The sequence below is a fragment of the Cognatiluteimonas lumbrici genome (genome assembly GCF_006476065.1).
In the GTDB taxonomy this organism is placed as follows: Bacteria; Pseudomonadota; Gammaproteobacteria; order Xanthomonadales; family Xanthomonadaceae; genus Cognatiluteimonas; species Cognatiluteimonas lumbrici.
Genome location: NZ_ML636798.1, coordinates 1,653,074 through 1,664,581, shown reverse-complemented (window position 1 = coordinate 1,664,581; position 11,508 = coordinate 1,653,074). Strand labels below are relative to the sequence as shown.

General features: G+C 71.5%; 13 protein-coding genes and 1 pseudogene. 3 read left to right on the top strand and 11 right to left on the bottom strand.

What is annotated here, in order from left to right:
• Positions 1-13: 13 nt before the first annotated feature.
• On the bottom strand, positions 14-325 hold the full coding sequence (locus tag E4F25_RS08045; protein ID WP_140909639.1) for a hypothetical protein: 312 nt from the start codon (positions 323-325) through the stop codon (positions 14-16).
• Positions 326-482: 157 nt separating this feature from the next.
• A complete protein-coding gene (gene phhA, locus E4F25_RS08040) occupies positions 483-1,370 on the bottom strand; it encodes a phenylalanine 4-monooxygenase (protein ID WP_140909638.1) in 888 nt (295 codons plus the stop codon).
• A 98-nt stretch (positions 1,371-1,468) separates the two neighbouring features.
• On the opposite strand from phhA, the gene E4F25_RS08035 reads away from it, so the two are divergent.
• Positions 1,469-1,939: an Lrp/AsnC family transcriptional regulator gene (locus E4F25_RS08035; RefSeq protein WP_140909637.1), complete on the top strand. Its 471-nt coding sequence runs from the start codon at positions 1,469-1,471 to the stop codon at positions 1,937-1,939.
• Here E4F25_RS08035 and E4F25_RS08030 read toward each other — a convergent pair.
• On the bottom strand, positions 1,936-3,642 hold the full coding sequence (locus E4F25_RS08030; RefSeq protein WP_140909636.1) for an amidohydrolase: 1,707 nt from the start codon (positions 3,640-3,642) through the stop codon (positions 1,936-1,938). The genes E4F25_RS08035 and E4F25_RS08030 overlap by 4 nt on opposite strands.
• Before the next feature lie 24 nt (positions 3,643-3,666).
• Positions 3,667-4,461, bottom strand: a complete 795-nt coding sequence (locus tag E4F25_RS08025) for a rhomboid family intramembrane serine protease (protein WP_140909635.1) — start codon at positions 4,459-4,461, stop codon at positions 3,667-3,669.
• Positions 4,462-4,522: 61 nt separating this feature from the next.
• Here E4F25_RS08025 and E4F25_RS08020 point away from each other — a divergent pair, with 61 nt between their 5' ends.
• Positions 4,523-5,701, top strand: coding sequence for a class I SAM-dependent rRNA methyltransferase (locus tag E4F25_RS08020; RefSeq protein ID WP_140909634.1), 1,179 nt, complete (start codon positions 4,523-4,525; stop codon positions 5,699-5,701).
• Between the two features lie 38 nt (positions 5,702-5,739).
• On the opposite strand, the pseudogene E4F25_RS08015 reads toward E4F25_RS08020, so the two are convergent.
• Positions 5,740-5,994: pseudogene (locus E4F25_RS08015) on the bottom strand (hypothetical protein); the annotation flags it as partial.
• Between the two features lie 102 nt (positions 5,995-6,096).
• Between E4F25_RS08015 and rmuC the strand changes: the two are divergent.
• A complete protein-coding gene (gene rmuC, locus E4F25_RS08010; RefSeq protein WP_140909633.1) occupies positions 6,097-7,389 on the top strand; it encodes a DNA recombination protein RmuC in 1,293 nt (430 codons plus the stop codon).
• Between the two features lie 65 nt (positions 7,390-7,454).
• On the opposite strand, the gene E4F25_RS08005 is transcribed toward rmuC, so the two are convergent.
• The 6 genes from E4F25_RS08005 to E4F25_RS07980 are packed head-to-tail and all read right to left on the bottom strand — an operon-like array spanning position 7,455 to position 11,481.
• The gene (locus E4F25_RS08005) at positions 7,455-8,423 is read right to left on the bottom strand and encodes an MlaA family lipoprotein (RefSeq protein WP_140909632.1); all 969 of its coding nucleotides are present in this window, start codon (positions 8,421-8,423) and stop codon (positions 7,455-7,457) included.
• A 40-nt stretch (positions 8,424-8,463) separates the two neighbouring features.
• Positions 8,464-8,757, bottom strand: a complete 294-nt coding sequence (locus tag E4F25_RS08000) for an STAS domain-containing protein (RefSeq protein WP_140909631.1) — start codon at positions 8,755-8,757, stop codon at positions 8,464-8,466.
• Positions 8,744-9,385, bottom strand: a complete 642-nt coding sequence (locus E4F25_RS07995; RefSeq protein WP_181168241.1) for an MlaC/ttg2D family ABC transporter substrate-binding protein — start codon at positions 9,383-9,385, stop codon at positions 8,744-8,746. Before E4F25_RS07995 ends, E4F25_RS08000 begins: the two co-directional genes overlap by 14 nt.
• A 5-nt stretch (positions 9,386-9,390) precedes the next feature.
• Positions 9,391-9,885, bottom strand: coding sequence for an outer membrane lipid asymmetry maintenance protein MlaD (gene mlaD / locus E4F25_RS07990; protein ID WP_140909630.1), 495 nt, complete (start codon positions 9,883-9,885; stop codon positions 9,391-9,393).
• Between the two features lie 46 nt (positions 9,886-9,931).
• Positions 9,932-10,678, bottom strand: coding sequence for an MlaE family lipid ABC transporter permease subunit (locus E4F25_RS07985; protein ID WP_140909629.1), 747 nt, complete (start codon positions 10,676-10,678; stop codon positions 9,932-9,934).
• Complete coding sequence (locus tag E4F25_RS07980; RefSeq protein WP_140909628.1) at positions 10,678-11,481, bottom strand: ABC transporter ATP-binding protein; 804 nt, start codon at positions 11,479-11,481, stop codon at positions 10,678-10,680. Before E4F25_RS07980 ends, E4F25_RS07985 begins: the two co-directional genes overlap by 1 nt.
• Positions 11,482-11,508: the final 27 nt, after the last annotated feature.

Here is an 11,508-nt window from a genome sequence, read left to right as displayed (position 1 = left end):
GCGCTTTGCAGCCTCAGGCGGCGGGGCGCAGGCGGCTTGCGGCGACCCGGCGCACCAGCGCCGAGAGGTTGTCGCGGCAGATGCGCAGCATCAGCAGCGGGGCCTGCGGGTCGGCGGCGTTCATCGCGCGCTCGGCGGCTTCCATCGCGTCGGCGACGACCGGAACGTGGTCGGGATCCAGCATCCCGCGCAGGCTGCGCAGGTGCGCGCCCAGCCGGCGTTCGAATTCGGGGTCGCATCCCTGCCCGGCACGGCGCGCCGCCTCGTCGAGGGTCAGTTCGATGCGTTCCAGTTCCAGCAACAGTTCATCGGCGGCGATGTCCATGGCAGTCACTCTGGTGCGCTTGGGTCGCACGGGCTGAGATGGTGGCCGGATGATGGGGCCCGCCGGGTGAAGGCCATGTAGGAGCGGCGCTCGCGCCGCGACCGTAGGAGCCGCCATGGCGGCGAGCTCTTCCCCGGTCGCGGCGCCAGCGCCGCTCCTACACGTCGCCGTCGCTGGCCCAGCCTTCGCCCGTACCGCGGTTGAACACGCGGTCGCCGTCGAGCACGGTGCCGGCCGGCAGCGACGGCTGCTCAGCGAGGCGCGCGTAGATCGGGGCGAAGTCGGGACGGGTCGCCTCGAACAGCTGCTCGAAGCTGTCGATCACGAAGTAGGTCTTCTGGTAGGTGTCGATGCGGTAGCGGGTGCGCATGATCCGCTCGAGGTCGAAGCCGATGCGGTTGGGGGCGTCGCTTTCCAGGCAGTGCACGCTCTCGCCGCTGGACGACACGATGCCGCTGCCGTAGATGCGCAGCCCGCCTTCCTCGCGGATCAGTCCGAACTCGACCGTGTACCAGTACAGCCGGGTGAGGAACTGCAGCGCGTCCGCGCCAATCCCGTGAGCCTTGACCCCGCCGCGCCCGTACGCCTCCATGTAGTCGGCGAACACCGGGTTCATCAGCAGCGGCACGTGGCCGAACAGGTCGTGGAACAGGTCCGGCTCCTCGATGTAGTCCACCTGGTCCGGGCGGCGGATCCACCAGGTCACCGGGAAGCGCCGGTTGGCGAGGTGGTCGAAGAAGTCGAGCTCGGGCAGCAGTCCCTCGACCCCGACCAGGGTCCAGCCGGTGGCCGAGGACAGCACCCGGTTGAGGTCCTCGAAGCGCGGGATCGCGTCCGGGGTCATGCCCATCGCGTCCTGGGCCTCGAGGAAGGCCCGGCTGGCCCGTCCCACCAGCAGTTCGCGCTGGCGGGCGTAGAGCAGGCGCCAGACCGCGTGGTCGTCGGCGGAGTAGCCGTCCCAGGGCTGTTCGACCACGCCGGTGGCGTAGACCGGGACCTTGCCCTTGTCGGTGTGCAGGTTCTCGACGCGTCTCGGCTGGTTCATGGCATTGCCTCCGGGGCCCTCCCCCGACTGTAGCGGCCCGGCGGCGCAACAGGATTGCAAAGTTGCGCGCCAGCCGGCGAATAGCGCAAGATCGTTGCATGAACACGCTGGACAAGACCGATCTGTTGCTCCTTGCAGAGCTCCAGCGCAACGGCCGCCTCACCAACACCGATCTGGCCGAGCGCGTGCACCTGTCGCCGTCGGCCTGCCTGCGCCGGGTGCAGCGGCTGGAGCGCGAGGGCGTGGTGACCGGCTACCGGGCCGAAGTGGATCCCGAGCGGGTCGGGCTGGGCCTGCAGGCGTTCGTGCGCGTGCAGCTGCGCCAGCACGACGCCGCCACGGTGGCGGCCTTCGCCAGCTTCGTGGACGCGTGGGACGAAGTCGTCGCCTGCCATGCGCTCACCGGCGACATGGACTACCTGCTGCACGTGGCGGTGCGCGACCTCGAGCACTTCTCACGCTTCCTGCTCGACCGCCTGCTGGGGCAGGCCGGGGTCGCCGACGTCAATTCCAGCTTCGTGCTGCGCACCGTCAAGGCGATGCGCGGGATGCCGTTGCCGCCGGCCTAGTCGGCCGCGCGCCGGTACACGACCTCGCCGCCCAGCATCGTGGCGTCCACCTCGACGTCGGCGATGCCTGCGGGGTCGATCGCGAAGATGTCCCGTGACAGCACCACGAGGTCGGCGAGCTTGCCGGGCTCGAGCGTGCCCTTGCGCGCTTCCTGGCCCTCGGCGTAGGCCGAGCCCGCGGTGAACGCGCGCACCGCCTCGGCGACGCTGATCTTCTGCTCGGGGACCCAGCCATCGGGATTGGCACCGTCCAGCGTGCGCCGGGTCACCGCTGCGTAGATGCCACGCAGCGGTTCCATCGGCGCCACGAACCAGTCGGAGCCGAAGGCCAGGGTGGCGCCGGCGTCGAGCAGCGAGCGGAAGGCGTAGGTGCCCCTGGCGCGCTCGGGGCCGATGCGCTTCTCGGCCCAGCGGCCGTCGTCGATCGCGTGGTAGGGCTGCATCGAGGCGACCACGCCCTGCGCCTTGAAGCGCGGGATGTCGATCGCGCGCAGGTGCTGCGCGTGCTCGATGCGCAGACGCCGGTCGCGCGGGCCGTTGCGGCGCGCGACGTCGTCGAACATGCCCAGCACCGCGGCATTGGCCTTGTCGCCGATGGCGTGGATGGCGAGCTGCAGGCCCGCGGCATCGGCACCGAGCATGTCGGCGAGCATCGCCGCTTCGTCCACCATCTCGTCGCTGGGCAGGCCGCTGGTCCCGGGCGCATCCAGGTAGGGCTCGAAGAACAGCGCGGTGGTGGAGCCGAGCGAGCCGTCGGCGAAACCCTTGAGGCCGCCGATGCGCAGCATGTCGTTGCCGAACCAGGCGCCGATCCCGGGAGCGGCCAGCCGTTCCCAGCGCGACAGCGGCTGGACCGCGTACACGCGCACGCGCAGGTCGCCGTCCGCGAGCAGCTGCCGGTAGGCGCGCAGCACTTCGGGCGAGGCCGACATGTCCTGCACGCTGGTGACGCCGTTGGCGTTGGCGTACCGAATCGCCGCCACCAGCGCACCGGAGATCTCCGCCGCGTCCGGTGCGGGGATCACCGCGTAGACCGCGTTCATCGCCGCATCCTTGAGCACGCCGGTCGGTTCGCCGTCGGCGTCGCGCACGATGCTGCCGCCGGGCGGGTCCGGGGTGTCGCGGGTGATGCCGGCCAGTTCCAGCGCCAGCGTGTTGGCCAGCGCCATGTGGCCGTCGAGGCGGTTGATGAACACCGGGTTGTCCGGCGTGACCGCGTCGATGAGCTGGCGCGTCGGCAGTTCGGCCGGGTCCCAGAGCTCGTGGTCCCAGTTGCCGTTCAACACCCAGCGGCCCTTGTCGAGCGTGGCGGCGTAGGCGCCGATGCGGTCGCGGAAGATCCCAGGCGAGCCGGCGTCGCGCAGCTGCACCGACGCGAGGCCCTGCCCGCCGTCGAAGAAGTGCACGTGGGCGTCGTTGAAGCCGGGGACGACGCGGCGTCCCTGCAGCTCCATCACCCGGGTGCCGGGGCCGGCCCAGCGGCGCACCTCGTCGTCGCTGCCGACCGCGACGATCTCGTCGCCGACGATCGCCAGCGCCTGCGCCTCGGGCTGTTCGGGGTTTCCGGTCCAGATGCGGCCGCCGACCAGCACGGTGTCGGCGCTGCGGGCGGTGGCGCCTGCCGCCTGCGCGGGCGCGGTCGAGGGAAGCAGCGCGGCGAGCAGGCCGGCCAGCGAGAGGGACAGCAGGGCGCGTGTATTCATGCGCCGAGGATAGCGCGATGCCTGCTAGTGCAGCCGGTCCCGCGGCGGACGGAACGGCAGCACGGTGCCGCGCTCCTCCTGCCCGGGCCGGTTCCAGAGCACCGGCACATCGCGCGGGGAGGGCGGCTCGAACTGCGCGGCATCGCGCGCCCGTTCCGCCGCCAGCTCGCGCTCCAGCTCCTCCTCGATCTCCCAGCTGTAGCGCTTGCGCGGCGGCGCCGGGTCGCTGCGCCGGAACAGCCAGGCCGCGAGCAGGCCGGCCAGCGCGCCGCCGAGGTGGGCCTGCCAGGAGATCCCGGGCTCGCGCGGCAGCACCGTCAGCAGCATGCCGCCGTAGAACATGAAGGCGATCATGCCGGCGGCCACCGCGGGGCGGTCGCGGCGCAGCAGGCCGAGCGCGAACACCAGGAAGCCGAGGCCGTGGGTGAGGCCGCTGGCGCCCAGGTGCAGGCTGCCCGGCTCGCCCAGCAGCCAGGCGCCGAGTCCCGAGCCCAGCCACAGCAACGGAAAGGCGCGAACGGTTGCGCGCGGGTAGACGATGCCCGCCAGCGTGCCCAGCATCAGCAGCGACACCGCGTTGGCGCCGATGTGCGCCGGCGAGCCGTGCAGCAGCGGAGCGCCGAGCAGGCCTTTCAGCCCGGCGAGGCTGAGCGGCGACACCGCCCATGGCCGCCAGTCGAAGGCGTGCTGGGCCGCGAACACCACCAGCAACAGCAACACGAAGGCCAGGCTGGCGTTGAACGCGCGCCAGGCGCGCGCGGCATCCGCGCGGCGCTGGCCGGCGGGGTCGGGCGGAGCGGCATGCGATGGCAGGTCCATGGTCACGACATGGGCGCGCTGTGGACACAAGGCAAGAGCGGCCAGGAGCGATAATGCCGGGATGGACCATCCCAATCCCGTCATCCGCCTCCGCAACCCCTGGCGCTCCGCGCATCCGTGGATCTTCCAGAAGCTGGTGGAGAAGCCGGCGCAGCGCCCGAAGCCCGGCAGCATCGTGGACATCGTCGGCGTGGACGGCGCGTGGGTGGGCCGCGGCTTCTACAACGGCCATTCGCGGATCGCGCTGCGGATCCTGGAGACCGATCCCGACGTGGCCGTGGACCAGTCCTGGTTCGCGCGCCGGATCGCCGCCGCCGTGGCGCTGCGCCGCGACCTGCTGCGCCTGGACGAGGTGAGCAACGCCTGGCGCGTGGTGCACTCGGAGGGCGACGGCCTGTCCGGGCTGGTGGTGGACCGCTACGACGACCTGCTGGTGCTGGAGTTCTTCAGCGCCGGCATGTTCCGCCATCGCGAATGGATCTACGAGGCGCTGCGCGAGCAGTTCCCCGGCTGCCGCTTCCACGCTTCCGCCGACGAGCACGTGCAGAAGCAGGAGTCGTTCGACTTCCGCGGCACCGAACCCGCGGAACCGGCGATCATCACCGAGCACGGCATCCGCTTCCGCGCCGATCCGGCCGGCGCGCACAAGACCGGTTTCTTCGCCGACCAGCGCGACAACCGCGAGTGGCTGTCGCGCCACGTCGCCGGCAAGCGCGTGCTCGACCTGTGCTGCAACACCGGCGGCTTCGGCGTCTACGCCGCGGCGCGCGGTGCGGCCGAGGTCACCGGCATCGACATCGACGAGGCGGTGCTGGAAATCGCGCGCGGCAACGCAAAACTCAATGCGGCGGCCGGCGGCGTCAAGCCGCGCTTCGTGCAGGCCGACATCTTCCCGTGGCTGCGCGACGCCGCCGCGCGCGGCGAGCAGTACGACGTGGTGGTCCTGGACCCGGCCAAGATGACCCGCGACCGCGACCAGGTGATCCCGGCGCTGAAGAAGTACCTCGACATGAACAAGCTCGCGCTCGGCGTGGCCGCGCCGGGCGCGCTGTTCGCCACCTTCTCGTGCACCGGGCTGGTGTCCGAGGACGAGTTCCTCGGAATGCTGCGCCGCGCCGCGTTCTATTCCGGGCGCGAGGTGCAGGTGCTGAAGGTGTCCGGCGCCGGTCCGGACCATCCGTTCCTGGCGCACGTGCCCGAGTCGCGCTACCTCAAGGCGGTGTTCTGCCGGGTGGCCTGAGTCCGGTCGAGCAGCCGCGCGGCGTCGCCGGCGTCCAGGCGCGCGCTGTAGCGCCGGCCCACGCGCCGGCTGATGTAGGTGGACAGGCCCTTGCCGTCGCGCGCCAGCGCCCGCATCCGGGCGACGTGGGCCGGGCCGGGGCAGTCGTGGTCGTAGAGGTAGACCGCGCCGTCCACGAAGCGCACCGCGATGCCGCTGCCTACCATCGCGTACGAGACCACGCCGGAACGGCCGTCGCGGTTGCCGTAGCGGCGGAACTGGGGCTGTGCCTGCTGGCGTGCCGTGGTGGCCATGGGCCTGATGCTAGGACGGCGAAAGTGGCGGTCCGATGATGGCGCGGGTGAATGCGGCGCCGCGATCTCAACCGGTGGGACCCGCGCCGCTACACTGGTCGCATGACTGCCACCGCGCTGCCCGCCGCCATCCTCTTCGCCCTGCTGGTCGTGATCGTGTTGCTGGCGTTGCTGCTGCGACGCCGCCCCGACGCGGCGGTGTCGGCACTGCGTGAACGGCTCGAGGAATCCCTGCGCGAGGAACAGCGGCAGGGACGCCTGGAACTGCACCAGCAGCTCGAAGCGCTGTCGGGCCGTACCGACCAGCGCCTCGACAAGTTGCGCGAGGCGGTGGCCGAGGACGCGCGCAAGGCGCGCCTGGAAGGCGCCGAGGGCCAGCAGCGTTTCGCCGACCAGCTCGGCCAGCGCCTCGCGGAGCTGACCCAGCGCAGCGAGCAGCGCCTCGGCGAGATGCGCACCACGCTCGAGCAGCGCCTGAAGGAACTGCAGGCCGGAAACGAGGCCAGGCTCGAGCAGATGCGCGCGACCGTGGACGAGAAGCTGCAGAGCACGCTGGAGACGCGGCTGGGCGAATCCTTCCGGCTGGTGTCCGAGCGACTCGAGCACGTGCAGCGCGGGCTCGGCGAGATGCAGCAGCTCGCGACCGGCGTCGGCGACCTCAAGCGCGTGCTCGGCAACGTCAAGTCGCGCGGCGTGTTCGGCGAGGTGCAGCTCGCGGGCCTGCTCGAGCAGGTGTTCGCGCCCGACCAGTACGAGTCCAACGTCGCCACCGTGCCCGGCAGCAACGAGCGGGTGGAGTTCGCGGTGCGCTTCCCGGGCTCGGAGGACGACAAGCCGGTGTGGCTGCCGATCGACGCCAAGTTCCCGATCGAGGACTACGAGCGCCTGCTGGCCGCCCAGGAGATCGCCGACCTCGACGCCGCGCGTTCCGCCGGCGACGCGCTGGAGCGGCGCGTCCGCCAGGAGGCGCGGCGCATCTGCGACAAGTACGTGGCCGCGCCGCACACCACCGAGTTCGCGATCCTGTTCCTGCCCACCGAGGGCCTGTACGCGGAAGTGCTGCGGCGCCCCGGGCTGGTGGACGGCCTGCAGCGCGACTGCCGCATCGCGGTGGCCGGCCCGACCACGCTGCTGGCGCTGATGACCAGCTTCCAGATGGGCTTCCGCACGCTTGCGATCCAGAAGCGCTCGAGCGAGGTCTGGCGCACGCTCGGCGCGGTCAAGACCGAGTTCGCCAAGTTCGGCGACGTGCTCGACTCGGTGCAGAAGAAGCTCACCGAGGCCAGCAACAAGATCGAGCAGACCGGGGTGCGCACCCGCGCGATCCAGCGCAAGCTGCGCGAGGTCGAATCACTGCCGGGCGAGGAAGCCGCGAACCTCTTGGGCAACGATTAGCCAGGCGACCTTGTGGGAGCGCGCCTTGCGCGCGATCGCGGCCAAGGGCCGCTCCCACAGGCTGGTCAGTTCCCGCTCGGCAGCACCGGCAGTGCGTCCACCGGGACCGTCGGGTTGTTGATGTCCTCGCGCAGGTAGTCCGGCAGGGACTCGTCCTCGGGCAGCTCGTCGCCGGCGATCTGGTAGTTGCGGCGCTGCAGCCAGGCATCGCGCACCAGCGCGTAGTCGTCGGCCGCGCCCTCGCGCATGCTGTCCACCGCGAACAGCTGGGTGCGCACGTCCACCAGCTGCAGGCCCTGCGCGAACACGCGCACGGTGTCCTCCTCGACCTGGCGCAGCGGCGACAGCGGCGCGTCGCCCATCAGGCCGAACACGTCGCGCACGGTGCGCGGCCCGAACAGCGGCAGCTCGACGTAGCGCGACTGGCGCCAGCCCCACTTGCCCAGGGTCTGGCCGAAGTCCTCGCTGCTGCGCGGCAGCTCGGCCGCGGTGGCCGGATCGAAGATGCCGCCGATGCCCAGCGTGGTGTTGAGCAGGAAGCGCGCGATCGCCTGTCCGGCTTCCTTCGGCTTGCCCTGCAGCAGCGAGTTCAGGGCGTTGACCGGCTGGCCGAGGTTGCTGAAGAAGTTGCGCACGCCCAGGCGCACCGGGCGCGGCACCGCCTCCACGTAGGCATGCGCCAGCGGGGAGGCCACGTAGCGGTCCACCGCGTTGTTGAAGCGGTGCACGCGGCGGTTGAGCGGCTCCCAGGGGTCGTAGCTTTCCGGCAGCTCGGCCGGCGGCGGCAGGCTGGGGTCGGCGACTGGGTCGTAGGGCTGGGTGCCGTAGATGGCGGCGTAGTCGAGTTCGGCCTGGGTGGGCTCGCTCGCCGCGGGCTCCCGCTCGTCGGCTGTCGGCTCGGGAGCGGCGGGCTCGGTCGGCGCCTCGACCGCCACCGAGGCATCGGCCTCCGCGCGCACGGCTTCGCCACCGGCGCAGGCGGCCAGCGACAGGCTCAGCAACAGCAGCGCGATGGCGTGGGGGACCCGTCGCATGGGGGACCAGTGTAAGGGGACGGGCGGGTTTACGCCGAAATCAGCCCGAAAAGGCCAGCGACGGGGCCAGGCGGTAGGCGCCGCGCAGTTCCGCGAGCCCCTCGGGCGCGCCCTCGACCACCGGCGTGCCGCCGGCACGGGCGCCGAGTTCGGCCAGCAACGCGACCCCGGCGCTGTCCACGCTGCTCACCCCGGAGAGGTCGATCCGCTCCACCCCCGCGACCTGCGGCGCGGCCTGCTTCCACAGGCCCGCGACCGCGTCGCGCAGCAACGCCCCCGAGAACCGCAGCACCGCGCCCTCGCGGGCGACGCTGGCCGCCTCAGCGGCCGGCATCGGCGCTGACCTTGCCGCTGGCCAGTTCCTGCGCCACCTGGCGGATGGACTTGTGGGTCAGCTCGTTGTCGAACTGGCGGCGGAAGGTCTGCACGAAGGACACGCCCTCGACCATCACGTCGAACACCTTCCAGGTGCCGCCGGACTTGCGCATCAGGTAGTCCACCGGGATCGGCTCGCCGCCGCGGCGCAGCAGCTCGCTCGAGACCTTGACGCCCAGCCCGCGCGGCAGCGCGGTCTCGGACTTGATGCGGACCTTGAGCTGGGTGTTGAAGTCGAGCAGCGAGGAGCCGTAGCGGCGCATCAGGCTGTCGGCGAGCGCGTCGGCGAACAGCTTGACGTCGGCGGCGGAGGCGCCGCGGCCGTGGCGGCCGAGCACCTGGCGCGCGGCGTAGTCGCGGTCGAAGGTGGCGTCGAACTCGCTGGCGATGAAGCTCTCCAGCGCCGAGCGGTCCTTGCGGAACTCGTCGCGGCGCGCTTCCAGCGTCGACAGGATGCGCTCGCTGTTCTCGAGCACCAGCTTGCTCGGGGTGGCTTCCTGCGCGCCGGCGAATGCCGGCAGCAGCAGCGCGGCCGCGAGCAGCAGCAGGATGGCGAAGGGCTTTCGGATGGTCATGGGGGTCTTCATGGGGGTCACTCTCCTGCGGGGGCGGGCGCGTCCTCGTCGTTGCCGCCGCCGCTGAACATGTACTTGCCGACCATCTGCATCAGGTCCACGGCCGGCGTGGTGTAGGCGATCTCGTCGCCCGGCTGCAGCGGCTCGATGTCACCGCCGGGCTGCAACCCGACGTAGCTTTCGCCGAGCAGGCCGCCGGTGAGGATGCTGGCCGAGGTATCGGACGGCAGGTCCGCGTAGCGGGCATCGATGGCGAGGGTCACGACGGCGTCGAGTTTGACCGGGTCAAGCTGAATGGATTCCACGCTGCCGATGGTCACCCCGCCGATCTTGACCGGGGCGTTCGGGCGCAGCTGGCCGAGGTTGGTGAAGCGCGCCTGCAGCGGGTAGCTGTCGGCGCCGAAGCCGAACTTGCCGTTGCTCGACGCCAGCGCCAGCACCAGCAGCGAGGCCAGCGCCAGCAGCAGGAAGGCACCGACCGCGAATTCAAGGCGTGGACCGCGAATACTCATGTGACGACCTCTTGTAGGAGCGGCGCTCGCGCCGCGACCCGGTTGTTCAGAACAGGAATGCCGAAAGCACGAAATTGAACATCAGCACCAGCAGCGAAGCGTTCACCACCGCGCGCGTCGTGGCCACCGAGGTGCCCTCGATGGTCGGCTCGGCGTGGTAGCCGACGTAACAGGCGACCAGCGCGGCGACGCCGCCGAACACCGCCGCCTTGATGAAGGCGATGACGAAGTCGCCGCGGAAGTCCACCGCGTCCTTCATCACCTGCCAGAAGGCGCCGTCGTCGATGCCGATCACGCGCACCGCCTCGAACCAGCTCGCGCTGATCGCCAGCGAGCAGAAGAACGCGGTCAGCATCGGCACGCAGATCAGTGCCGCCCAGAAGCGCGGCGCCACCGCCTTGGCCACCGGGTCGATCGCCATCAGGCCGAGCGCGTTGATCTGGTCGGTGGCGCGCATCAGGCCCAGCTCGGCCGCGATCGAGGAACCGGCGCGGCCGATGAACAGCAGCGCGGTCAGCACCGGCGCCAGCTCGCGGTACAGGCCGAGCCCGACCAGCGCGCTGATCTGGTTGGCGGCGCCGTAGGTCTGCAGCGCGCGGTAGCCGAGCAGGGTCACCGACAGGCCGACGAAGGCGCCGCCGACGGCGATGATCGGCAGCGAGCGCGCGCCGATCTTGTAGATCTCTCGCACCAGCTCGGCGAAGAAGTCGCGGGTCGGCTTCGACGCGCGCAGCACCGAGAGCGAGAACAGGCCGGCGCGGCCGAGCGAGCGGGTGGCGGCGACGAAGGGCATCAGGCGGCCTCCACGCGGCGGGCGGCGCTGTCGAACGGACGGCTGTCGAACGGAATGGGCCCGTCCGGCTGGCCGTCGAGGAACTGGCGGATCAGCGGGTCGCCGCTGGCCTGCAGCTCCGCCGGCGTGCCGGAGAACACGATGCGGCCGTTGGCGATCACCAGCGCGTGGTCGGCCACCGGCAGGGTCTCGTGCACGTGGTGGCTGACGATGATGCTGGTCATGCCGAGGCTGTCGTTGAGGCGCGAGACCAGGTTCATGATCACGCCGCTGGCGATCGGGTCGAGGCCGGTCAGCGGCTCGTCGTAGATCATCAGCGGCGGGTCCAGCGCCAGCGCGCGCGCCAGCGCCACGCGCCGCGCCATGCCGCCGGACAGCTCGCGCGGATACAGGTCGGCGGCGCTGCGCAGGCCCACGGCGTGCAGCTTCATCTCCACCAGGCGGCGGACCACCGGGTCCGGCAGCGTGGTGTGCGCGCGCAGCGGCAGCGCCACGTTCTCGGCCGCGGTGAGGTCGGTGAGCAGGCCGTTGCCCTGCAGCAGCACCCCGATCGACTTGCGCCGCTCCAGCAGCGCGCGCTGCTTCAGCGGCAGCGGCGCGCCGAGCACCTCGACGCTGCCCGCGGCCGGGCGCAGCTCGCCGGTCAGCGCCGCCAGCAGCGTGGACTTGCCGCTGCCCGACGGCCCCAGGATCGCGACCACGCTGCCGCGCGGCACCTCCAGGTCGATGCCGTCGAGGATCGTGCGGCCGCCGCGCTCCAGGCGCAGGCCGGACAGGCGGACGATGGGGGCGGTGGCGCTCATCCGTCCATTGTCGCAGGAACCGGGCGG